The sequence below is a fragment of the Halorarius halobius genome (assembly GCF_024298865.1).
Lineage (GTDB): Archaea > Halobacteriota > Halobacteria > Halobacteriales > Haloarculaceae > Halorarius > Halorarius halobius.
On record NZ_CP101165.1, the window covers coordinates 18,202 to 42,303 of the forward strand.

Annotated in this window: 24 protein-coding genes and 1 pseudogene; 19 read left to right on the top strand and 6 right to left on the bottom strand. The window is 59.7% G+C overall.

Features of this window, described 5'->3' with window-relative positions; genetic code table 11:
- The first annotated feature begins 2 nt into the window (after positions 1-2).
- Entirely contained in the window at positions 3-302 is a 300-nt protein-coding gene (locus tag NL112_RS22655; protein WP_255153156.1) for a DUF7521 family protein, read from the top strand.
- Entirely contained in the window at positions 299-574 is a 276-nt protein-coding gene (locus tag NL112_RS22660; RefSeq protein WP_434084217.1) for a DUF7521 family protein, read from the top strand. The genes NL112_RS22655 and NL112_RS22660 overlap by 4 nt, the downstream gene beginning before the upstream one ends.
- 46 nt (positions 575-620) lie before the next feature.
- On the opposite strand, the gene NL112_RS22665 is transcribed toward NL112_RS22660, so the two are convergent.
- The 3 genes from NL112_RS22665 to NL112_RS22675 form a co-directional block, all read right to left on the bottom strand.
- On the bottom strand, positions 621-1,463 hold the full coding sequence (locus NL112_RS22665) for a hypothetical protein (RefSeq protein ID WP_255153161.1): 843 nt from the start codon (positions 1,461-1,463) through the stop codon (positions 621-623).
- 124 nt (positions 1,464-1,587) lie between these two features.
- Positions 1,588-2,181, bottom strand: a complete 594-nt coding sequence (locus NL112_RS22670; RefSeq protein ID WP_255153163.1) for a helix-turn-helix transcriptional regulator — start codon at positions 2,179-2,181, stop codon at positions 1,588-1,590.
- Between the two features lie 131 nt (positions 2,182-2,312).
- Complete coding sequence (locus tag NL112_RS22675; RefSeq protein WP_255153165.1) at positions 2,313-3,716, bottom strand: permease; 1,404 nt, start codon at positions 3,714-3,716, stop codon at positions 2,313-2,315.
- Between the two features lie 295 nt (positions 3,717-4,011).
- Here NL112_RS22675 and NL112_RS22680 point away from each other — a divergent pair, with 295 nt between their 5' ends.
- The gene (locus NL112_RS22680) at positions 4,012-4,338 is read left to right on the top strand and encodes a hypothetical protein (protein WP_255153166.1); all 327 of its coding nucleotides are present in this window, start codon (positions 4,012-4,014) and stop codon (positions 4,336-4,338) included.
- 26 nt (positions 4,339-4,364) lie between these two features.
- On the opposite strand, the gene NL112_RS22685 is transcribed toward NL112_RS22680, so the two are convergent.
- The 3 genes from NL112_RS22685 to NL112_RS22695 form a co-directional block, all read right to left on the bottom strand.
- Positions 4,365-5,051, bottom strand: coding sequence for a DUF6989 domain-containing protein (locus NL112_RS22685; RefSeq protein WP_255153167.1), 687 nt, complete (start codon positions 5,049-5,051; stop codon positions 4,365-4,367).
- A 134-nt stretch (positions 5,052-5,185) separates the two neighbouring features.
- Positions 5,186-7,795 carry a heavy metal translocating P-type ATPase gene (locus NL112_RS22690; protein WP_255153168.1) on the bottom strand — a complete coding sequence of 870 codons (2,610 nt, stop codon included), beginning with the start codon at positions 7,793-7,795 and terminating at the stop codon, positions 5,186-5,188.
- A gap of 105 nt (positions 7,796-7,900) precedes the next feature.
- Positions 7,901-8,500: a winged helix-turn-helix transcriptional regulator gene (locus NL112_RS22695; RefSeq protein ID WP_255153097.1), complete on the bottom strand. Its 600-nt coding sequence runs from the start codon at positions 8,498-8,500 to the stop codon at positions 7,901-7,903.
- 131 nt (positions 8,501-8,631) lie between these two features.
- Here NL112_RS22695 and NL112_RS22700 point away from each other — a divergent pair, with 131 nt between their 5' ends.
- The 16 genes and pseudogenes from NL112_RS22700 (at position 8,632) to NL112_RS22775 (ending at position 23,611) form a co-directional block, all read left to right on the top strand.
- Entirely contained in the window at positions 8,632-8,829 is a 198-nt protein-coding gene (locus NL112_RS22700) for a heavy-metal-associated domain-containing protein (protein ID WP_255153098.1), read from the top strand.
- Between the two features lie 228 nt (positions 8,830-9,057).
- Entirely contained in the window at positions 9,058-11,313 is a 2,256-nt protein-coding gene (locus NL112_RS22705) for a heavy metal translocating P-type ATPase (RefSeq protein ID WP_434084216.1), read from the top strand.
- Between the two features lie 103 nt (positions 11,314-11,416).
- Positions 11,417-11,584: a DNA-binding protein gene (locus tag NL112_RS22710; protein WP_004048632.1), complete on the top strand. Its 168-nt coding sequence runs from the start codon at positions 11,417-11,419 to the stop codon at positions 11,582-11,584.
- Between the two features lie 74 nt (positions 11,585-11,658).
- Complete coding sequence (gene xseA, locus NL112_RS22715; RefSeq protein ID WP_255153099.1) at positions 11,659-12,711, top strand: exodeoxyribonuclease VII large subunit; 1,053 nt, start codon at positions 11,659-11,661, stop codon at positions 12,709-12,711.
- Positions 12,712-12,713: 2 nt separating this feature from the next.
- A complete protein-coding gene (xseB, locus tag NL112_RS22720) occupies positions 12,714-12,896 on the top strand; it encodes an exodeoxyribonuclease VII small subunit (RefSeq protein WP_255153100.1) in 183 nt (60 codons plus the stop codon).
- A gap of 208 nt (positions 12,897-13,104) precedes the next feature.
- The gene (locus tag NL112_RS22725; protein WP_008364407.1) at positions 13,105-13,383 is read left to right on the top strand and encodes a hypothetical protein; all 279 of its coding nucleotides are present in this window, start codon (positions 13,105-13,107) and stop codon (positions 13,381-13,383) included.
- 6 nt (positions 13,384-13,389) lie between these two features.
- Positions 13,390-13,809, top strand: coding sequence for a DUF7985 family protein (locus NL112_RS22730; protein ID WP_008364408.1), 420 nt, complete (start codon positions 13,390-13,392; stop codon positions 13,807-13,809).
- 28 nt (positions 13,810-13,837) lie between these two features.
- Entirely contained in the window at positions 13,838-15,571 is a 1,734-nt protein-coding gene (locus NL112_RS22735) for a DUF8186 domain-containing protein (RefSeq protein ID WP_255153101.1), read from the top strand.
- Complete coding sequence (locus NL112_RS22740; protein ID WP_255153102.1) at positions 15,568-16,398, top strand: hypothetical protein; 831 nt, start codon at positions 15,568-15,570, stop codon at positions 16,396-16,398. The genes NL112_RS22735 and NL112_RS22740 overlap by 4 nt, the downstream gene beginning before the upstream one ends.
- Positions 16,399-16,400: 2 nt before the next feature.
- Positions 16,401-17,462 carry a TrbL/VirB6 family protein gene (locus NL112_RS22745; RefSeq protein ID WP_255153103.1) on the top strand — a complete coding sequence of 354 codons (1,062 nt, stop codon included), beginning with the start codon at positions 16,401-16,403 and terminating at the stop codon, positions 17,460-17,462.
- 6 nt (positions 17,463-17,468) lie between these two features.
- Positions 17,469-17,741 (top strand): annotated as a pseudogene (locus tag NL112_RS22750) (PrgI-related protein); the annotation flags it as partial.
- 76 nt (positions 17,742-17,817) lie between these two features.
- Positions 17,818-18,702: an IS1595 family transposase gene (locus NL112_RS22755; RefSeq protein WP_255153104.1), complete on the top strand. Its 885-nt coding sequence runs from the start codon at positions 17,818-17,820 to the stop codon at positions 18,700-18,702.
- A gap of 103 nt (positions 18,703-18,805) precedes the next feature.
- Complete coding sequence (locus NL112_RS22760) at positions 18,806-19,114, top strand: hypothetical protein (RefSeq protein ID WP_255153105.1); 309 nt, start codon at positions 18,806-18,808, stop codon at positions 19,112-19,114.
- Positions 19,115-20,190: 1,076 nt separating this feature from the next.
- Complete coding sequence (locus NL112_RS22765; protein ID WP_255153107.1) at positions 20,191-21,135, top strand: hypothetical protein; 945 nt, start codon at positions 20,191-20,193, stop codon at positions 21,133-21,135.
- A 2-nt stretch (positions 21,136-21,137) separates the two neighbouring features.
- Complete coding sequence (locus NL112_RS22770) at positions 21,138-21,443, top strand: DUF8156 family protein (RefSeq protein WP_255153108.1); 306 nt, start codon at positions 21,138-21,140, stop codon at positions 21,441-21,443.
- Between the two features lie 2 nt (positions 21,444-21,445).
- Positions 21,446-23,611 carry a type B DNA-directed DNA polymerase gene (locus tag NL112_RS22775; protein WP_255153110.1) on the top strand — a complete coding sequence of 722 codons (2,166 nt, stop codon included), beginning with the start codon at positions 21,446-21,448 and terminating at the stop codon, positions 23,609-23,611.
- Positions 23,612-24,102: the final 491 nt, after the last annotated feature.

Consider the following 24,102-nt stretch of genomic DNA (forward strand, 5'->3'; position numbering starts at 1 on the left):
CCATGCACATCGAACTCGTCATCGCGAAGCTCATCACGGTTGGCCTGGGACTGCTGATAACGTACCAGGCGTACAAGGGGTATCGAACGTACGGCAGCGAGCCGATGCTCTACGTCGCCATCGGTTTCCTGTTCATCAGTATCGGGTCCGTCATAGAGGGCGTCCTGTTCGACGTCGTCGGGCTATCGATCTTCTTAGCGGGGACCATCCAGACAGCCATCGTCGCCGTCGGGATGCTCGTCATTCTCTACTCGCTGTACGGTCAAATCCCACAGCAAACGAAGGGGGAAGACGGCCTATGACCACTCACTGGGACCTCGCGTTAGTCAGTGTTCGTGTTCTCTTGCTTCTGATGGGTCTCGCGACGACAGTGATCAGCTTCCGTGCCTACCGTCGAGACAGAACCCGATACCTCCGTGACGCGACGATTGGGTTCGGGTTGATAACGCTCGGTGTGCTCATCGAGGGGTTCCTCTATCAGTTCACTGGATTGACGCTCACGCAAGTCCATATCGCTGAATCCGTGGCTCTCGTTCTCGGACTCGGCGTGCTTCTCCGCTCGTTTCTCGATTAGCCCGGCAGTCAGCGATCGATGTACCGCTTAGTTCATCCCCCGTCACTCACGAAGATGATGTTTCCGGCGACGATTCGGTGAGCTCCGCGGCTTCGACGACCGAAATGCCTGTTGACCACTCGTCAGAACCCCAGTCAAGACGGATAGTTGCTTCTTCGTTCTTCCCCACAATCTCGGTCGAGGCAGAAATCTCACGACGTGCCCCGGTGTCAAGTGTTGCAGTCACCGTATTCGATCCCGAGACGAAGTTCCCTTTGAGACTGGCACCGAAAGTCCCACGCCCGTCACCGGTATTCGCGAGATCGAACTGAATGGTCGCCGTTTTCTTTTCTCCAGCCTGAATCTCGGATAGAGAGGCAGATATATTTGAAAGCTCGAACACGGGTGGGTTGTTCAGACGACTGATTGTCGATTCTGAGAGAGGACGGAGCTCTGATTGCTTGAACACGATTCGTCCCCGTTCGAATGTCTCGGTTTTCGGGACAGCAAACGCGAGATCGACAGTATCGTGTTTCCAGGGGACTGGCTGTCGTTCGGCTAACTGGAGAGGTTCCTCGTCGAGCGTCAGCGTCAGTCGGTTTCGGACTGTGTCTAGCGATTTCGGCGTTGTTAACCGAACGATTACGTACTGCGTGTGTGCTCGGCGATAGACGTGAGGATGAGTACCCGCGAGTGGATAGAGCACGAAATCGGCGACGTCTATGGCCCCGACGCTCGGTTCGTCGTTATCATTCGACTCGGTGTTCGTCGTACCAGTCGTTGGTGACCGTCCTGACGAATTCGTCGATAAATCTGACGACCCGGGCTGGGATAGACAGCCTGCTATTCCGATGAGTGCGATGGGACTCGCTCTCAATATACGGCGGCGGGAGAGCTTTGTGGAGGGCATACTCCTCGTTTTTTGTCATAGGGTATAGGCCTCGTGGTGAGGACAAGGTACGTTGGTGTCGCTCATTTTGAGTGTAGCATCCACGACCACGGTTCCAAACAGTTCACGTAGTCTCTCCCGATCGTTAGTGCGCCTGGTTCTGCTGCAAATCGTCACTCGGATAGATCCGATAAGTTCGTCCTTGGCGCTCGCGGTACAACAGCCCACGTTTCTCGAGGGCACTCACTGTCTGGCTCACCTTGCTCTTCGAGAAGTCTGACCGATCCCGTAATTCGATCTGCGTGATGCCGGGTGAGGAAAGGATCGGTTCGAGGATGCGGCGTTCATCATCCGGCAAGAGGTCCAACACGCGAGCCTTCGGTTGTGACTCTGGATTGATATTCTCCTCTGATTGAGCGGCCTCTGCTATCGATTCGACACTCTCCGAATCGGTCGGGTCCACCACCTCCTCTTGTAGGCGGTCGTTTGCGTCTGAGCTCGTGAGGTCGTCCCGGATCACGAGATACCCTCCACCGAGGACAGCCGAGACGAGGAGGGTTCCGAGGACGTACCAGAGGGGATTCGTTCCGTGAACCGCCCCCATCGACGTGCCCATCATCGAGCCCATCTGATCGAATGCCTGCTGCCGCTGGTACGCTTGCCAGCTGAGTGCCCCGCCGACGATGAGGACGGCAGCGACGAGGAGCCCGACCACTATATCGGCTCGCCGCTGGTTCATTCATGCCACCCTGAGCTGACGTTATACTTGTTCATGCCTGAGTGTTGGCGAGACATCGGTGTACCAATTGTGATTGACCAAAGCAATACTCGGGTTGCTTGGGCGCGCTACTTGGTCTCCAGAGGCGGCATTCAGTGATGTTCATGACCCTGAGAGCTACTTTCCCCTGAAACCCGAGGGTGCTGGTGGGCAAACTCGGAGGGGTACTTTTCGAACGATTGTTTGCACCGACTCGAGCAGAAGTAGTATGTTTCACCGTCGTGGGTAAGACTCGGACCGCTGTCGTCGGTGCGCATTCCACAAACCGGGTCGCGGTACTGACCAGGTGCACCGAGTCCACGCCGGTAGACGTAGATGAGGAATCCGGAAAGTGCGAACGCGATGATGTTGAGGTAGAAGGTGTAGTTGAGTTCGAAGTACGTCTGCTCGGACGCCGTCTGCCCGCCGGCCAAATCCGGGACGATGCCGAGGACGTTGAACAATTCCTCCATAAGGAAGCCCGTAAAGGCCATCGTCACGAAGAAGATGCCGAGGATGTACAGCATCACCTTCCAGCCGTAGTACTTTCGGTAGACGTTCAGTACGGGAATCGTGATGAGGTCGGCGTAGACGAACGCGATGACGCCGGCGAAGCTGATGCCGCCGCCCCACAGCGCGACGGCAAACGGCACGTTCCCCATACTGCCGACGAAGCTGATGATAGCGATTGCCACGCCCATAATCGCGTTCTCGGCGCTCACGAGTAGCCCGTCGCCTCGGAGAAAGAGCGTGTTCCACACCCACTGCGGGACGAACACGATAACGAATCCCGAGATTAGAAAGCCCGCGATGACGTCTTTCCATATCATCGACCACTCCTTGCGGTACTGGTTGGCGACCTTGTACCAGCCGCCCCACGAACGAAGTTCGTCGCGCCACCCGCCGCTACTAGCAGCCTCCTGTTGATAGGTTTCCATACACCCCTCCGAACAGAACGTCAACCTCTCGCCGCCGTCGGTCGTGATCGAGTACTCGTCTTTGCCTTCCATCCCACACGTCGGATCTTCGCTGATGCCGTGTTCCTGATCGTGCTGGTTCAGTTCCTGTCGAACCTCATCAAAGAGATTCTCCGGGAGGGTCAGATTGACAAGGAGTGCCATGACGGCGATGAGGATGACGCCGCCGAGGAGTTCTGCGACCAGAAATTCCCAGCCAAGGAGGATGAGGATCATCAGCCCGAGTTCGACGATGAGATTCGTCGATGCAAACATGAACGCGAGGAAGTTCACCGTATGCGCTCCCTTCTTGAACAGCCCCTTGCCGATGGCGACCGCGCCGAAGCTACATCCACTACTTGCGGCTCCGAACACTGTTGCCTTCGTGAGACCACTCAGATTCCCCTCTCCGAGCACCTGAGCCATCCGCTCTTTGGAGACGTAGACCTGGACGAGGCTCGTAATCACCAGGCCCATAATGATAGCCCAGGCCGCTGTCCAGAGGAATCCGACGCCGATCCGTAGCGACTCGAGAATTCCGTCGACGAGGGCGGCTTGCATACGTAGACCTACACAGTCATCTGTTTTGTCGATTGTTCTTAGGCAAACGAAGTAGCGGACGGGATATCTCTCACATTCAAAGGTATCCAGTATCATCAGCTGCGGCAAACTGTTTGAGGACTGCGTTCGCGCTCAACAGTTGCCGTGTGTTACTGATTCGGGGCGGTAGGTGTTGCTTGTTCTTTCGATCGAATGGTATCGCAGAAGTGAGCGCTGTACCGCCATTTCACTCTCCGTTCTTCCCGTGCAAAGGTGACGGAATTGCTCATCCTTTCGAATTGTAAGAGAAACCTGAATGAAGGAGTCGACCGTATCTCCAGTTATGAGTACTACTACCACAAATCATGACGCGTACGAAACGGACTCCACTAATAGGAGAATGCAGCTTGACGCGCTGGCCCTCGCCGGAGCTGCATCTGTACTCTCCGCCGGCGTGATGCTCCTCCTCGGTGTCTTCGGAGTGATCGGCGTCTACGAGGGTGCGGTTGAGGCGATGCAACAGTGGCACCTGTTCTTCGAGCCGACCCTCGTTGGGACAGTTGCGGGCACGATCGAAGCTGTGGTGATTAGCTTCGTCTTCGTGTATGCCTTCGCCTGGCTGTACAACGTATTTGTCCGATAGAACAAGGGGTCAATCTATAGTCGATATCACAGTAGCGATCCGATGACCACAAAGAGGTAGTATATACCGACGTAGCTGATGGAGATTGTACTACCGATACCAATGCCGCCAACGAGTATGTTCTGTCTCACCCAGTAGTAGCTGGACGCGAACATGACCGCCTCTGCGACGACGATGAAGAGGGGTGCGTGTCCGATCCAGCCCAGCGGGGCCGTCAGATACGTCCAGCCCCCGCCCTGACTCGCGAGGGATTCATAGCCACTCTCTGCGAGGAACGCGAATATCGCTGGTCCGAGATACGCCGCTGCTGTCCCGTACTCGTCGGCCAAACGAAGGGCGACGTATCCCATGAATACGATGAGGAGCGCCCACGCGAACGGCATATACACCGGCGAACGTAGCAAGAATGGGTAACCCGACGGATAGACGAGTGTCCCGGCGATGGTGACGAGAAAGTAGTCCCCGAGCAGTTCAAGGAATCCACCGATCGTGCCGATCGCGAGAAGGTGCTTTCCCGTCGTATCGTACCGAGCGTAGACGACACCGACCCCGTAAGAGGCGAATGCATACACGTACGAAAGGGCCGTCGACTGGACGAAGAGGAAGTTGTGATAGTACGCGACGACGGTGACGAACATCCAGCTGCCGACGAAGACGTCGGTTGTCGTAAGTCGAGCGTGGATCCTGGTCAGGAGTGACGTGTTGCGGGACATCTCAGCTCCCAGTGCGTCTGCTGTGTTCTGTGTTGGTTCTGAACCCCGGTTACGGGACCGTCGTCGTGTTGGCTTCTCGTCCGTCAGGGCAGGGATGGCGCGTCACAGGTGAGTGGGTGGTGATATGGCAGTGACTATCGGTGGCGCCCGAGCAGTTTGTAGTCGTGATCGGGGGTGTACCGTCGGAATAGCAGGCTGTTCGACAGCACCGACACGCTGGAGAACGCCATCGCGCCGGCCGCGAGCACCGGTTGGAGCAGCCCGAGCGACGCGAGCGGAATCATCGCCGTGTTGTAGCCCAGCGCCCAGACGAGATTCTGCTTGATTTTCTGGAGCGTCGCGTCCGAGATGCGGATGGCTTTCACCACGTCGAGCGGGTCGTCGCGCATCAACGTCACGTCCGCAGCTTCGATGGCCACGTCGGTCCCCGAGCCGATGGCCGTCCCGACGTAGGCGACGGCGAGGGCGGGGGCGTCGTTGACGCCGTCTCCGACCATCATCGCTTTCCGGCCTTCGCCCTGAATCGATTCGACGGCGTCGGACTTGTCCTCGGGGAGGACCTCTGCGCGGACGTTCTCCGGGTCGATGCCGACCTGCTCGGCGACGGCACGGGCGGTACGCTCGTTGTCGCCGGTGATCATCATCACGTCGACGCCGCGCTCTTGCAACTGGCCCACGGCGTCTTTCGCACTCCCCTTGATCGTATCGGCGTCGGCGACGACGCCTACGAGTTCGCCCTCATAGGCGACCAGCATCGCCGTCTTGCCCTCGTTTTCGAGGCGCTCCATCGTCTCCTGCGCGGGCGAGGGGTCGATCCCGTTGTCGCGAAGGAGTTTCCGGTTGCCGACCAGCACCTCGCTGTCGCCCACCGTCGCTTCGATACCGTGGCCAGGGACGTTCTCGAAACTATCGGGCTCAGTCACGTCGATGCCCCGGTCTTTCGCCCCATCGACAATGGCACGGGCGAGCGGATGTTCGCTCCCACTCTCGGCGATGGCCGCGAGCCGAAGCACGTCCTCATCGCTGAGCCGGACACGGGCAGTCAGTTGGCCTGCATCGGCAGCTGGCTCTCCGCCGTCTGCGACAGGCTTGCCGTCGTTATCGAAGACGACGACGTCAGTCAGTTCCATCTCGCCTTTCGTGAGCGTGCCCGTCTTGTCGAAGACGACGGTATCGACGTCCTTCGCGCGTTCGAGGATGTCACCGCCCTTGAACAGGACGCCGTTCTGGGCACCGATTGTCGTCCCGACCATCGTGGCTGCAGGCGTCGCCAGTCCCAGCGCACAGGGACACGCGATGAGAACAGCCGATGCGAACACGATGATCGCGAACTCGAAGACTGAGACGCCGCCACCAGCGACCGCGGGGCCCCCCGCGACGAGGCCCCACAGCGGGAGCCAGTCGACGAATCCGGCCAATGCCTCGGGGAAGAGGAACCAGACGATACCCCAGATAACGGCGTTCGCGATGACTGCGGGCACGAAGTAGGCCGAGATCCGGTCAGCGAGGTTCTGGATGTCGGGCTGGCGCGACTGCGCTTCCTTAACCGTCTGAACGATCTGCTGGAGGGCCGTGTCCTTCCCGACCTTCGTCGCCTCCACGACGAGCACGCCGTTTTCGTTGATAGTGGAGCCGACCACCTCGTCGCCCTCGCTTTTCTCGACGGGGACGGACTCGCCGGTGACCATCGACTCGTCGACCGCCGACTGACCGTCGACGACGACGCCGTCGGTCGGGATCTGTTCGCCCGGACGGACCTTCATCCGGTCGCCGACCTCAACGTCTTCGAGAGGAATCTCTTCTTCGTTACCCTCTTCGTCGACGACGGTTGCCGTCTCGGCCTCCATCTCCAGCAACTTCCGGAGTGCTTCCCCGGCTTGGCCCTTCGAGCGGGCTTCGAGGTAGTTCCCGAGCGTGATGAATACGAGGATGAGCGCCGCCGTATCGAAGTACAGGCCGCCGGCAATAACATCGAGCAAGACCGCTAGGGAGTAGACGTACGCGGTGGTCGAGCCCAGCGCAATCAGCACGTCCATATTGGCGCGCCCGTTCTTGACGAGCGCCTTGTAGGAGTTCTTGTAGAACGGCCAGCCGAGGACCAGCTGGACGGGCGTCGCCAGCAGGAACTCTGCCCAGCCGAACTCGATCCCGAGAATAGTCTCCGGGAGGACGCCACCGCCGAGGAGGAACTTCTCAGCGAGGAAGAACAGCATCGGGGCCGCGAGCGCCGCACCGAACAGTGTCAGACGGAGTTGCCGCCGGATTTCCTCCTGCCGGGCTGCCTCTCTCGCATCACCTCCTGAACCCTCCGCGGAGTCAGCGTCCTCGCGGACGGGTGAGTAGCCAGCCTCCTCGATGGCGTCGTAGAAGTCCGTGAGGTTCGCCTCGGCTGGGTTGTACGTGACCTGTGCCTCATCGGTCGCGAAGTTCACGTCGGCGCTGATAACACCTGGCGTCCGCTCGAGTGTGCTTTGGACTGTCTCCGAACAGTTCGCACATGACATGTCCGTGATGCCGATGCTCACCGCGTCCGTGACCGCCGAGTAGCCGGCGTCCTCGATGGCATCGAAGATCCGTGCGAGCGACGTTTCGTCCGGATCGTACTCGACACTCCCCTCGTCAGTCGCGAAATTGATGTTCGCGTCGGAGACGCCATCGAGGGACTTGACGGCGTCGGTGATGGTTTGCGAGCAGTTCGCGCAACTCATTCCCTGGATGTTGATTTGGCTTCGGCGCTGACTCATTACGTACTCATACGGTCCCCTTGTTCAATCGATTTGCCCTTTCGTATGTTCGGGAATTGAGGCTGTGAAATTTCGAATCCAAACCAGACTAGCAGACCTCCCTGATCAATCGGCTCCTTGCTGAAGTTGCTCGTATTTCTCCTCGAATCGGGATTCACACGATGGACAACAGAACTGGTACAGCTCCCCGTCGATACGGGTTGCTGTCCCCTCAGTATCGACCGTATTCCCGCACTGAGCACAGGAGAGGGCGAACTCCGTCCCGCCGAGGTCGGGCGACCAATCAGCGCCTGCCAGGAGCGTCACTCCGAAATCTGCGATCGTTCCGTCTTCGAGTGTGTCGTCGAGCCAACTCGCAACGTCATTGTCCGGCACTCGCGCATAGACGACCAGATCGGCTTCAGCGGTTGTGAATACGTGTTCGACCGCTCCCTCATTGAGCAAGATCTCTCTGAGTGATGGGACTCCCGGCCCATCTGATGTGACCTCCAGCGTCAGTAACACGGGAATGCCCTTCCGGAGCTGCGAGCGGTCGACATCGAGCGTGAACCGGTTGATAATTCCCATCTCCTGCAGTCTCGCCACCCGATCCGAGACGGCCGGTGCCGAGAGACCAACGGCGTCCGCGATGTCATTGTACGGTCGACGGGCGTTCGACAGTAGGAGCTGGAGGATTTCGAGATCGGTTTCGTCAAGGTCGCGCATATTGAGCCAATGGCAACGAATTACTAAAGCATCTCGGTGGCACTTGTTTTGTTTCCAAACTTTGGATTGGTCAATACCCTCTCGTTTGAAGGGAAAATCCGCATAAGAAAGGGGAACGTACGTATTCTTGTATGTCCACGACGATCACCGTCGAAGGAATGTCCTGCGGCCACTGTGAACAGACAGTCGAAGACGCGCTTCGAGACGTGAGCGGCGTGACCGAGGTGACCGCCGATCGAGAAGCCGAACAGGCAAGCGTCGATGGCGATGCTGACGTCACAGCCCTCATTCAGGCAGTGGAAGAAGCAGGATTCACCGCGCACGCCTGAAGAACAACAAACACGAGTCACAACTGATCCCCAAGCTATCTCCTTGGCGGTCTCGACTCTATGGGGGATATTTGGCAGGAACACAGGCGTCTGATTCCCCGGGTATAGCGTTCGAACTGGTCCTCTCTTTCGCCTGCTGGGGCAACTGAGGTTCACGTTACAGAAAGACGGACCTTGTCAGTACATCCAAAACTGTCTGGCACTTACACTCAGAGACTAGGATGAGCCATGGACGACCACCAACACTCAACCGACGACGAACACGCATCTCAAGAACACTCCGATCACGAAGCCAGTGACGGGTCGGAGGAGATAGCCGACGAGCAGAACGTCGACCGGGTTGAACAGGGAATACCCGGGGAGAAGGGAGAAGCTGTCGAAGCAGCCGAGCGGGAAATCCACGCAACCGAACACGAGATGGGCCACAGGGCCCGCGGTCATGAAGACGGACACGACGGCCACGGTGGGATGCACGAAGGCCACGAACAGATGTTTCGACGGCGTTTCTTCGTCTCCACGCTCCTCTCGATTCCTGTTCTGCTCTATAGTCCGACCCTCCAGGAATGGCTGGGCTTCACCGTCCCGACGTTTCCCGGCAGCGAGTGGATTAACCCCGTCTTCGCGGTGATCGTCTTCGCATACGGTGGCGTTCCGTTCTTACAGATGGCTGTCCCCGAGGTGCGCGACCGATCGCCGGGGATGATGACGCTCATCTCGATGGCTATCACGGTCGCATTCATCTACAGCTTGGCGAGTGTCGTTTTCCCCACACAGTCGGCATTCTTCTGGGAACTCGTGACGCTGATCGACATCATGCTACTGGGCCATTGGATCGAGATGCGGTCGGTCCGACGGGCCTCCAGCGCACTCGACGAACTGGCGAAACTGATGCCAGATACCGCCGAACGAATCCCCGACAACGGTGAGACTGAGGAAGTCCCCGTGAGCGACCTTGCGGAAGGCGACCTCGTCTTGGTGCGGCCGGGTGCAAGCGTCCCTGCCGACGGCATCGTTGAGGAGGGGGACTCCGATGTGAACGAGGCGATGATCACCGGCGAGTCAAAGCCCGTTTCGAAGGAGCCCGGCGACGAGGTCATCGGTGGGACAGTCAATGGCGACGGGAGTCTCCGGGTTCGCGTCGGTGCGACTGGCGACGAGACGACGCTGGCCGGCATTATGCGACTCGTCGAGGAGGCCCAGCAGAGTAAATCGCGAACACAGGTCCTGGCCGACCGCGCGGCCGGCTGGCTGTTCTACGTTGCCGTCGGGGCGGCTGCCGTAACCGCCGTTGCTTGGACCGTCGCGACAACCTTCGACGCGACCGTCATCGAACGCGTAGTGACGGTCCTGGTTATCGCCTGCCCTCACGCGCTCGGCCTCGCGATTCCGCTTGTCGTCGCGATCAACACCTCGCTCGCAGCGCGCAATGGGATGCTTGTGCGCGACCGTATCGCAATGGAACAGGCTCGTGAACTCGACGCGATTATCTTCGACAAGACGGGGACACTCACCGAGGGTGAGCACGGCGTTGTCGGGATGGAAACTGTCGACGGCGTCGACGAGGCAGAGGCCCTCACGCTGGCTGCGGCTGTCGAGAGCGATTCAGAGCACATGATTGCGCGGGCCATCCGTGAGGCGGCTGATGAACGTGATCTCCGTCCGCCTGACGCGTCTGGTTTCGAGGCGATCAAAGGCCGGGGCGTCCGCGCGACCGTCGAGGGAAACGAGGTGTATGTCGGCGGCCCAAATCTGCTGACTCAACTCGAGAGTGAGGTGCCGGCTGGTCTCCAACGCTTTGCGGATGACGCCGGCCAGAACGCCCAGACAGTGGTGTATCTCGTTCGTGACGGAGAGCTGATCGCCGCCTTCGCGATGGCCGATGTGATCCGCGAGGAAAGTTTCCGCGTCGTCGACGCCCTCCACGATCTGGGCATCGAGGTGGCGATGCTGACGGGGGACTCCCAAGATGTCGCTAACGCCGTCGCCGACGAACTGGGCATCGACACAGTGTTCGCGGAGGTCCTCCCCGAAGACAAGGACAAGAAAGTCCAGGAACTCCAGGACCAGGGGAAGCTCGTGGGGATGGTCGGCGACGGCGTCAACGATGCGCCGGCGCTGACGCGGGCGGACGTCGGGATAGCTATTGGGAGCGGCACCGACGTTGCGGTTCAGTCAGCGGATGTCATTCTCGTGCAGAACAATCCGATGGACGTCGTTCGCCTCGTGAAATTGAGCAAGGCGAGCTACCGAAAGATGCAGGAGAACATCGTCTGGGCGGCCGGCTACAACGTGTTCGCGATTCCGCTCGCAGCCGGTGTCCTTGCTCCGATCGGGATTCTGCTGTCGCCCGCAGTGGGTGCGCTCCTGATGTCGCTGAGTACGGTGATCGTTGCGATTAACGCGCAGTTGCTCCGACGCGTCGATCTGTCCCTCCCGGACCTGCCGGGTGTAGCACCACCGACTGACACACAGTCCGCTGGGTGAGGGCCTCTCTGATGTTCAGGGACGAAGATTTGGCACTACGAGGCTGATTTCTGCATCTTATCTTCGAACCTTTATAAGGTAGACGGGAGAACCCCGCGATGGAATGTCTGACCTAATCGTCAAAGCAGCCGTGAAGGACGCACTCTCGGACCACAACGTCTCGGCAGATTTCTACGATGCCCTCAATGAAGAGGTCGCCGAACTGCTCGACGACGCGGCGGAGCGGGCTGAGGCCAACGATCGGAAGACGGTCCAGCCTCGCGACCTGTAGGCTGGGATCTCACAGCTGACCCATCACCCGGACGTAGCTTTTTGGGGTTCTTGTTCAAATGTTACCAGACGTGTATGGCGGAGGCACCGGATACGGAAGGGCAGGCGGTCGAAGCTGATGCAGGAGAGGTCCTTAGCGTATCACAGCTGAACGACCGGATTGCATCGGTCGTCGAGGACGCGCCTGCCCTCGATGGTGTCCGCTGTATTGGCGAGGTCACGGATCTCCATCAGAACAGTACGGCGCTCTATTTCACCCTCACTGACGGCGACGCGGAGCTCCCCTGCATGATCTGGGCGAACCGCTACCGGAATATGGATGCCGAGCTCGAGGACGGAACCGAGGTCATCCTCGAAGGCGATATCGACTATTGGGTCGAAGGTGGGAAAATCGACCTCAAACCGTGGGAGGTGATCGTCGTCGGCGACGGCGACCAGGCGGCTGCCGTCGAGCGACTGCGAAGCGAACTCGAAGAGCGTGGCTGGTTCGACGACGAGCAGAAACAGCGCCCGCCGGCGTTCCCGGAGCGGGTCGGTGTCGTGACCTCACTCCGGGGCGACGCCCGGTACGACATCCAGAACGCGATCCACGGACAGGACCCCACCGTCGACATCCTGGTGAAGGACGCAACCGTCCAGGGATCGAACGCGCCGACGTCCATCGCGAACGGCATCCATCATCTCGACCGCTCGGAGGACGTCGACGCCATCATCGTCGGGCGGGGCGGTGGAAGCGATTCGAACCTCCAGGCCTTCAACACCGAGCGGGTTGCGGAGGCGATCTTCACCGCGAATACCCCGGTGGTCACCGCGATTGGACACACTGATGACCGGCTCATCGCGGATCAGGTGGCGGACGTCGCGACGATCACGCCGACCGCCGCCGGCGAGTATATCGTGAACTCCCGCCAAGAGTTCCTTGCGAGTGAGATCGAGCCGCTGGAGCAACAGCTCGACGCCGCGTACGAGACCTTCCAGCAGGACCACGAACACGAACAGGAGCTCGCCGAAGCAGTCGATGAAGCGACCGCACCCGAGGGCCTCCCACCGATTTACTACAAGGTCGCCATCGTAGTGCTGCTGTTGCTGTTGTTGGTCATCACCGGACTTTGGCTGGGGGTGATCTAACCGTGGCAAACGACTCCGAAATTCACGATCGACTGAGCCGCGTCGAGGAGATCATTGAACAGCTCGACGCGGACGAGTGCGACCTCGATGAAGGTACTGCACTCCACGAGGAAGGTGAGGAACTCCTGGCCGAAGTGCGAGAAATCCTCGACGAGGGGAACGGCGAAGTTGTGGAGCTCGAGTAAGCGAGCTGATTCTCGGTCTTAACCAACAAAGCCCCCACCGCACTCGGCAGGTGTTGGTTAAGTCTTTTCTACGAGGGCAACAAGTAATTTGGTTATAATTTACTCAGCAAATTTGCAGTTATTGCTGGCCAGAAAGCATTTAGGCATCATCCAGCTACCGCGCCAATATGTACCGGGACTCAGCCGGTGCATACCCATACCCGCATGTATGATAACGAGGTCAGTCACCATCGAGGACATCGATGACCTGTACCTGATGTGGAACGATCACATCAACGCCTCCGCCCTCTATCGCCGCGCCCTCCGCGAGGAAATGGAAGTCCGCGGTGTTGACCCCGATGAACTCCGCGACCTCCTCGAACGGGCCCGCGAGCAGGGCTACACGCTCGAAGAGATCGCAGAAGACACCAACCGATTCGACGACCTCCAGTCGCTCGTCGAAGAGCAGCAGAACCAGCCAACGGCTGGAGACGCCACTGACGATTAACCCGCTATGTCACAGGATCAGACTCCCTCCGACCCTGAGCGTAGCGTCGAAAACCAGTCACCGCTGACCGGGAAGATCCCTCGACAGGCAGCGCTCACCGTCGTCCTCCTGAGCTTGTTCGCTGTCCAGCCGGTCGCCGCCCAGAGTAACGCGGTCTGTAGCGCAGACAACCTCCCGAGCATGATTGAGGGGTTCTTCCAGCTGACAACGGCGCTGGGGATCGTCGGCCTCGCCATCGTCTGGCAGGCTGACTCCCTCATCGAGATGTTCACCCTCAATCCCGAGCAGAAGAAGGGCCTCAAGCGCCACAAGCGCTCGGCGATGAAGTCCGCGGTCGTCCTCGTCGTGCTCGGCCCGCTGTACACCGTCGCCGGGTCGATGATGGGCCTCCCGCTGGCGCAGTGCGTCGACCTCGTCCCCTGGTAACCACCCCGCAGTCCCCGTTGCGAGCCCTATGAACCATCGAGAGCTCTCCGTGCTCATGGCCGGCTTGCTCGCGACGAGCCTAGTCACGGGTATTGTCGCCGCTGACCCGCCGCGACCGGGTACGGAGGGGAACGGGCTCACGGAAAACGAGTCGGCAACGCTGTGGTCACGTGATACGGACAGCTACATCACGCAAGAGGAGTACCGCCAGCGCTACGGCGAGAACCGCTCCGCTGTCCATCAGGTCGCCAACGGAACGGACATTACGTTCAAACGACCGCCGGCGACTGCGGCGACGTGGACGCGGAACGACTTCGAGGACCTCGACGCCGGCGGCCCAGATACGTCCGTACATCCACCGCACGCAGACCTCGAGGACGGCGTCTTCATCGAGGATGCTCACGCGACGATCTTCGCGGTCCAGCCCTCTACTCGTGGCCACCTTGAGTCCGGTGAAACCCCACTCTACATCGCGCCGAATGGGACGATGCGCGGGTTCGTTGATTACCGCGTTCGTGTGCCCAACGGGAGTTCCTCCGGCAACACGACTATCTCGTGGTCGCTCACGGAGCACGAGATCGAAGAAGTCCGGTTGAAGAAGGACGGCGAGACCATCGCCGAGCGTGACGGAGCCCATACGCCTGCCCTCGACTACCAGATCGAGGACGACTGGAGTGCGAATCTCACGCTGGAAGCGGAGATTAGCGTCCGGCTGAAGAAAACCGTCAGGACCGACCTGGGTGACCGGACGGACGTCGACGTTACCTATCAGACGGAATCACGCAACGTCTCCGATTCGATCGCCGTCGAGATCTACGACCTCTCGGCGTACCCCTACTACGCCGAGTATCCGAACGGCGATGCCGGCGTGGCTATCTTTCAGTCGCGGCCGTGGCAGGGGTACACGCTCACGGAGGACGGTGAGGCACGGGTCCGTGGCATCTGGCGGTTCTACACCGCTCGGAACACCAACTGGGACACGCTCGTCCGGTCGAATCGCACGGATAGCGCCACCATCGAGTCAGACGCAATTCCGGTGTACGTCCACGCCTATCCCTCGCGAATCGGGCCGCGTGCCGAGCCCGTCCGAGACGGACCGGAACTCATCGAGACCTGGGGGACTGACCGCCCGTCACCAGTCGGCACCATCGGTGAGAACATCAATATCGACATCGTCAACCAGTCGTACACGACGACGTACGGCGTCGCCGTTCGAGCAGAGAACGTCGATCGAGAGGCGCTGCACGTTGCGGGCATCGTCCGGGGCGTGAATGCGTCAATCGTCGAGCCGGATGCCGGGTCCGAGCGACAGCTCCGCCGCAGTAATCTCACTGTCGAGGTCATCCAACAGAATCAGTCGCAAGCCACGCTCAGGGTCGAACTACGGGACAATCAAACTGGTGCGCCGATTGCGCTCGACGATAGCCGTCAGTATCCAATCGGCGGCACCACCCGGAACGGGTACATCACGGTCGCGGATCAGCGCGTCGAGACCAACGCCTCGGGGGTGGCGATCGTGACCATCGACGAACCGGGCATCTACACGGCTCGGTACCATCCGGGCTCGTGGCTCGGTCACGACCCGGCGTACGTGAGCGATACCGCGACGGCCCGCTGGCACCCACTCGGGACGATCGACGGCTGGTTTGCGCTGGTGTTTGAGGTCGGCTGGCAGCTCCTGCCGTTCTTCGTGATGTTCTACGCTGGCAAGCGCCTCCTCCGGATGCTCGGCCCAGAAGACATCTTCGGACAGAAACCATGACTCAGGACAATCCCCACCTCAGTAGACGGACCGCCCTCCGAACAGTCGCCGGAGCCGCTCTCGCGAGCGTGGCCGGATGCCTCAACAACGGCGATTCCCCGGGTGGCGGGAACTCAACACCGTCTGATGAAGGAGGAGTCATCCAGGAAGTCACTATAGAGGGGACAGAACTCGTCGTTGAATACTCCTCAGAGGAGGAAGTCGACCAGATCAATCTCGTCCAGCCGAATGGGGAACTGTTCGGTCAGCGAGAAACCGCTGCTGGGTCACAGCAGGTCTCTTTCGAGATCGGGACTTCCTACGAGCCTGGAGAGTATACTGTCGTGGCCCTCAGCGGTGAAGAAACGCTAGCTGAGACTTCCTCACTGATACAGCCGGAAATTGGAATTCAAGAGGTCGGTCTTTATCGGAATAACCCTGAGAAGCCGTGGGACGAAGTCTACGGAGACACCGAGACGGATCGGCTAAAGAACGGTGAAGCGTACGTCACCGTCGAAAACACCGGAAGCGGACCAGAAGCGATTGTTGAGTTGATTTTCTCCGGTGATGTTCCAAACCCTGTCGAAGATCCCCGAGGTAGCGGGATGTATGAAACCGAGCAGGTGGTGATCTCGCCGGGAGAAACTACCGACCTGTTCAGTAGTTCGTTCCCGTTTGGTTCTGAATCTGAGGAGGGAATGGGATGCTCCCCGGACGGGAACAGCGGCCAGTTCACCGTCACAGTCCGAACCCAGGTTGGCGGCGATCAGGTATCGAAATCCTTCGATGTACAGTACTCCGGATCCACGGAGATGAGTGACTGCGAGGTTTCAATCACGGAGGCCTAACGATGGTGGACCTGATAGACGTCGTTCTCGAGGGCTTCAAAGACGTCGTCGATTGGTTCATCGGTCTGTTCATGGACGGGCTTCGGTCGGGGTATCAGACGCTGACCGAAGAGATGTTTGGCACTCCGACTCCCCAGACTGACGGGACGTTCATTTTCGGAGAACCAAGTAACGCCCCTTGGCCAGCAATTCAGGAAGGACTCATCGGTGGCGAGATCATGTTGATTTCTCTGCTGCTACTCGTGATGAGCGTTCAGGGACGACACACCATCCGCATCTTCAATATCGGGAGTGCGTACGAGGCTCGGAAGACCAAGAAGACTGCCTGGGTCGGAGCATTTCTGATTATTACCTGGTACTGGATTGGAGCGCTCGCGCTCTACCTTGTTGATGGGTTCACGATTGCCCTGATGCCGGAGCTGTCCTCGCTGGGCTCTGCTATGCTGCAGTTCATAACGGGGTCGATTACCAATCCCGGTCTTGGTCTCCTCTTTGCTCTCATCGGAGGAATCTCGATGTGGGCACTGGAGGCGCTGTTCTACATCCGGCAGATTCTCCTCTACGTCTACCTGTACGGGATGCCCATCGCGTTCGCCGTTGCGTATGGCAATATCCCAGTCCTCTCTGATGTCGCGATGGGGTTCAGCAAACGGTTCGTCCCACTGGCCATCCTACCCCTGCCTGCGGCGATAGTCCTCAAAGGATACGACCTACTCTATTCTGGAGGGGCGTTGACGCCGGGATCAGCGTTCCTCAAGTATCTCGTTGCGGCTTCACTTCCCCTCGTTGCGCTCTATGTGACGTGGAAGACGTTCAAGTACGCGACCCCGCTGACGGCGAAGGTTCTCGGTGGTGCGACGAAGGGAGCGGCCCTCATCGGCGGTGTCGCCGCTGGGGCCTATGTCGGCGGCGCCGGCGTCGCAACGACGGCGGCCCGATGGGGACCGAAGGCCGCAGCCGGACACGCTGTGGCGCAGAAAGCGGCAGCCCGGGGCGCGAACAGCGACGAAGACAGCGGGACGCCGTCCTACCGGCGAACCGAGAACGATCCTGGAAGCTACTAACAATCCATGTCCATCGACCAAGACGCAGCCGCACGGCGCATCATGGACCAGTTCGGTGAGGAGAGTCGCATCCCCTACCTCAACATCGAGGAAGGCGACGTCGGCGTCCTGATCGCCTTCCCAATCGTCGGCCTGTTCATCGCCGGCCTCACCGGCATCGAATCACTCGCCCTGCCGTTCGTCGCAGGTGGTTTCGGGTTCGGCGTCGCGATCGTCTACGTCTCGCCCGACCACCTGAACGCATGGACGTGGACGAAAGATGTCCGCTCTTGGGTAGAGGATTGTTGGTCAGTCCTGAGCAGTAGCTGGAAGTCACAGCGGGCAAGGGTGACGCGGTCGCGTCACCCGACGAACGATGATGCCAATCAAGACGTTCGTCTCGGAGCGTCGGGCCGCGAATCTGCTAGCACAGATTCGCTGGCGTGACGGCGTCTATTGCCCACGCTGCCGTGCCGAATCGGTGATTCGGTACGGCAGCTATCGGGTGTTTCAGCGGTATCTGTGTAAGGATTGCGACCGCACGTTCAACGATCAGACGGGCACGGTTTTCGAACACTCTGCGGTCGCACTCAGAAAGTGGTTTCTCGCCGTCTACACCTACATCCGCTTCAACACCAGTCTGAGACAGCTAGACGTCGAAATCAACGTTTCGTACAAGACGGTCTATCGGCGCGTCCAGCGCTTCCTGCGAGCGCTGGACGCGCCTCAGTTCCATCTCGAAGGGCCGGTTGAGATCGACGAGTTCTACGTGAAGGCGGGACGCAAAGGCCGCGAGCGCGACGGGCCGTCGCGCTCGCGTGCGCTGTCCACGCGTGGACGTGGAACGTACACCGAGGACAAGCCACCCGTGTTCATTCTCGCAGATCGTGGCCGCGGTGAGCGGTACGTGATCCCAGCAAAAGCCGCTACCGAATCGACGATTCGACTCCTGCTGGCCGACCGCCAGCAGGAGTCGCTGACCGTCTATACCGACGGCTTTCGGGCATACGAACCGCTCGAAGCGGACGACGCATTCACTCGTGAATACGTCGTCCACGGCGACGGCGAGTACGTTGATGGAGACGTTCATGTGAACACCTGCGAGAGCCACGCGTCGCTGGCGCGACGGTGGCTCTCGCCACATCGAGGCGTCTCCAAAGACAGACTCACACCGTATCTCCGAGCGTTTCAGCTCCGCCGTGAAGTGTTCCGAAAACCGGGTGAAGAAGCGCTCAAAACCATCCTCGAAACTGCACTGTGATTCACCAACAATCTACGCCACAAGAGCGTTCTTTAGTTTCTGGAGGGGCATCGAGATTCTTTCGAATACCAGCGATTATTCGAACGCCAGTGACTTCGACAAGATGGTTGACCGTGGTGAATTCGCGCTTTCCTATCACCACGACATGGACGACTCGCTTCGTCCCGAATTGAAGCGAGCCATCGAAGAGATAGAAGAGAAACGCCACGAACTCGTTCATGAAGGGCTAAAGACCGAGATTCATCAAGGTCATCGGAATGGCGCGAAATTACTACTGGACGGGTTGTTACTCCTATACATCGACAAATACGGGCAGTGGGATCTCAATGATATGTCCTCTTTTCTCAAACACGGGGTCGAATATCAAGAGAAGGTCCAGTTCCTCACAACGCTGCTAACGGACCTATCGTAGAGGCGCCCAGAACGATCATACATTTCCATCCACGAAGAAGACCCCTAGCTCGTCAGGGATTTCACCGCCGTCTTCGTGGAGTATCTACCAATTTGAGTCCGCGCAAGATGACGACTGAGTTGTGGCCAATTCGCAAGCCTACTTATCGACTGTTTCACCGCAGAAGGTTGGTCACCGGGAGAATTTCTACACAGCCAGCTCTGAATCGTGTGATTAGAGCTCGGTCGGTGGCAGAAGCTCACAGAGAACAGCTGCTTGGTCAAGAAGTGCGTCGAAGAGCCGTTCAGTCGGTCGATACAGCGCGTGGTGTTCATCAACAGAATATGGCGTTTTCTCATCATCTGTGTGTGAGAGAAATCCGCTTTTGAGAAGCGGAACGAGGGTAGTATCCAGCGCAGTTCCGGAACGGCCAGATTCGACTTCGAGTGTGTGTCGAGAGAATTCAGAAAGGAACCGTGTACAGCAACTCAGGACGTGAGCACGTCGATCAGCGAATAGTTCGTTGAGCGCAGTACGATGGGTGCGTGTCCAATACTCGTCGAGTTTGACGTATGTACGAACGATAGGGGAAAGCTCGTTCAAGGAACCATTAGCATGAACGATGCCAAGGTCGTTGAGAGCATGTTGGTCTTTGGTGTCCAGAGACTCGCCGAGGGGATGGAGAACAGTTTGAAGCGCATCGTGGTACTGTGAAGTAAGGAATTCCCCGGCAACAACGTGGGCGTTCACGATATTTCGAGCTGGGTGCATTGACTCGTGGTGGTCGGGGTTTCGGTGGTCGACGTGGGTTCGTGGATAGCTCATAGAGCACCTCTTCCAACGTGGCGTTGAGCATTAACATTCCGAGCAGCCAGGCTCGAGACTCCAGCTGTGAAGGTTTAACCAACACGCCGGCGTCAATACGGGCAGATGTTGGTTAACACGGAGAGCACTGGATTCAGGAACTATTCTCGGAAACAGGATCCAAACGGAGACTACTCGGGACCGTACCGGGATTGGAGGGGATCAAGTCGAGTTCCCTGAAACGCGGAAGCGACACGCCGCGGCTTATCGGGAACGTAGACAACTAATCGAGTATGGGAGAACACTCAACGTCGAACCGATTGGCGGTGGACCAGCCGACACGGGGCGCTGACCGCAATCGGATCCTTGCTGACCAGGCCGATCCGGCTACGGACGAGATGTTGTTGCCGTCACTTGGCGACGGCATCACGCTGCTCGACGTCGAGGGAGGCCGCGGCGTCCCAATCCTGCAGTCGCTCGTACTCGACCATCTCCTCCTACACGACGGGCCCGCCTTCTGGGTCGACGCAAATGGTCACGCGACGACGACGACACTCGCCCAGATCGCGCCCAGTCAACGGTTGCTCAACCGAATCCACGTGGCACGCGGATTCACCGCCTACCAGCACTACGGCGCCGTCTGTGATCTCCCGACGGCAGTGAACAAGTCGATCCAGATGTCCACCACCGACGCCGAGGCGGCCGGTCGAGGGGAACCGAGTCATGACGAGGACACGTCGCCCCACACACCCGCCCTCATCGTCGCGCCGGCCGTCGACGCCCAGTACCGCGCCGACGATACCCTCGGCGAGACCCACGCGAAAACCCTCCAGGCCCGAACTCTCGCCCGGTTGGCAACCTACGCCGAGGGGTACGACATCCCGGTACTCGTTACGCGAAACGAACGAAACGAATTCACCGAGCCAGTCGCGACGGTCGCCGACCACCACCTCGAGTGTGAGCAGACCCGGATGGGGCCACGGGTCGTCGGCGAGGACTTCGAGACGCTCGTCTACCCCGTCGACGACGGCGCGTACTACCAGACGACGTTCGCGTACTGGCAGCAGCTGCTCGCGGCACGCGCCACGCAAGTCGGCGTGGAACCAACGACGCCGGCGTCGTCGACGCCGACTCCGGAGGGTGTCGGCACGGGGGTCACCGCTGACGGTGAGACGGTGGCGGCCACCGCGGATCCCCTGCTCGATGCGTGGACCGCGACCGGGACAGGAGGACGATAGCGATGGGACGCACGAACCCGACGTACCGAGATGCACTGCGGGCCATCGAAGAGCGCTGGGCAGAGTTCCGGCGGGCACTGCGGCGTCGCGACCAGCCGCGCTTCGACCGCTTGTTCGAGTACGCCCGCGAGCACGCCGACGCCAGCGGGCTGTTGAACCACCAGAACCCGCTGCTGCCGGCGCTGCTTAGCATCGATCTCGAACAGGAGGCCCGCCTCGACAACCACGAGGAACGCCTCGAGGAGCTCGAAGCCGCGGTCACAACAAGCGATGACCAGGAGGCCGCTCCATCGGACACGAACCCGTGACGATGCCGTTCAGCATCGACTTCCTGGACGACGGCCGCGTCCTGGAGTGGGAGGCAACAGCCGACGGCGCCGTCGCGACCGAGCGTGATGACTACACGCCACGCTTCTACGTCGCCGCTCGCGACCCTGATGCCGACCTCGACCTCACGACGCTCCAGTCCATGTACGATCAGCACCCGGACGTCGTTGCGACCGAAATGGTTGCGCGACGACCGGACTTTCGACGGGACGAGGAGACAGTCCTCGCCGTCGACGTCGCCCATATCGACCGCGTCACCCCACTTGCCCGGCAAGCGCGCCAGTTGTCGCACTATCCAGTCGGGGATCTCGCCTGTTTCAACGTCGACTTCTCGCGGGAGTTCCGGTACTGTCTGGAGACCGGCGCCGATCCGACGCCGGCGAGCGAGCTGTCGACGCTCCGCCTCAGCGTCCCAGTGACCGAAACGAGCAACGACGTCTATGGCGAACTGTCTGTCGCCGGCGACACCGTCACCGGCTCGCCGTCGAATATCCTGACCGCCGTCCAGGGGGCGCTCGAAGCACACGATCCCGACGTTCTAGTCTGCTCGACGAGCGAGATCGTCCCGACGCTACACCAGATGGCGACGGACGCCGGCGTCGACGACTTCTCGCTGAGTCGGTGGCCGGACGTCGACTACCAGCAGCTTGCGAGCCGGTCGACGTACTCGAGCTACGGTCGCGTCGGTCACTCGCCGGCGCGGTACAACGTCCCCGGGCGGGCGATCATCGACGAGTCGAACACGTTCTTCTACGGGGAGACCAACCTCGACGGCGTTCTCGACCTCGTGTCGCGCTCGAAAAAGCCCGTTCAGGAGCTCGCGTGGGCGTCGATCGGGAACGTGCTCACGGCGATCCAGATCTGCGAGGCCCACGACCGCGGCGTTCTCGTGCCGTGGAACTCCTGGCGCCACGAGTTCTACAAGCCGATGGGGACGCTCCACAACGCCGACCGTGGCGGCTTCATCTTCGCGCCCGAGGTCGGTCTTCACGAGAACGTCCACGAACTCGACTTCTCCTCGTTGTACCCGAACATCATCTGTACTCGGAATGTCTCGCCGGACGTCATCCGGTGTAGCTGCCACAGCGACCGGGACGACGTTCCCGGCCTCGGGTACTCGATCTGCGACGAGCGGGGCTACCTCGTCGACGTGCTACAGCCGATCATCGACGCTCGCGACGAGATCAAGGCGGCCATCCGTCGCGAGAAGGAACGGGACGACCCCGACGAGGACCGACTGGCGGAACTCGAGGGACGGTCGGGTGCGCTGAAGTGGATCCTCGTCGCCTGCTTCGGCTACCAGGGGTTCAGCAACGCGAAATTCGGCCGCATCGAGTGCCACGAAGCGATCAACGCGTTTGCTCGCGAGATTCTGCTGACGGCGAAACAGCGATTGGAAGCCGGCGGCTGGCGGGTCGTTCACGGTATCGTCGACTCCATCTGGGTGACGCCGAACCCCGACATCGACGACGATGACCGCGAGGACCTCGAGACGCTCGCGACGGAGATCACGGAACGCGTCGAGATTCGGCTCGAATACGAAGCCCACTACGACTGGGTCGCATTCGTGCCGCAGCGCGAGAGCGACGCTGGTGCGTTGACGAAATACTTCGGGAAGGTCGCCGGCGAGGAGGAGTTCAAGATTCGTGGTATCGAAGCTCGGCAGCGCTCAACCCCGCCGTTCATCGAGGACGTCCAGCGGGATTGTCTCGAACGGCTCGACGCGACTCGATCTCCGGATGCCGTACTCGACTGTCTTCAGGAGGCGATCAAGCGCCTCCACGCTGGGACGGTGCCGGTCGAGCAGCTCGTCGAACGGAATCGTGTCTCCAAACCGCTGGAGGGCTACACGCAGACCACTCAGAACGTGGCGGCGCTGAAGCGGGCTCGAGAGCAGGACCTCTCCATCCACCCGGGACAAGATATCGAGTACGTAGTTGTCGACGACGAGAAGAGCTCGCGAGAGCGGGTCGCGTTAGCCCACGAAGAGATAGAGTCGTACGATGCGTCGTACTACGAGACGCAACTCGTCAGAGCAGTCGAGAGTGTGCTTTCACCGCTTGGCTGGGATCGGACGGAGATTCGTCGAGAGCTCACGGAGACGCGGGTGCCGGAGTTGACGACGTTCGCAAACAGGGAGGGTGATTAACCAACACAAGATTCCTTCGGGAACGATTGTTGGTTAACCACGACCAACACAAAGTCGAACCCCCACACCCCGTGTGCGAGATGAAATCAGGAAAACGATGGGAGGGGGTGGTCGGGAAGAGAGAACGCGAGACACCCGAAATCCACGATATCACGGAGGAGAGAACGCAGAGGTAACAATATCGGAGTGAACTATGTTTCAGGGAAACTTTTACATAGTCTCTCTGTCAACCATAGCCGCAATAGAACTAGAGTCGGTCGAAACGAAACGGTACGTTTCGTGATACGACCGGACTGGTTCGTGGTTTACCTCCCTCGTGAGCTGGGTGTTACCATCCGTTCTACGTCCTCTCGTGGACTCTCTGGCCGAATCCCGTGTTTCGTGAGTGGTGCGTCCCTGCCCACCCTCTCGTCAAATTCATATCGCACACGGGGTGTGGGGGTGACCTACCGACGAGATCTCATCCCACGCGAGATTATCGAGAGATATGC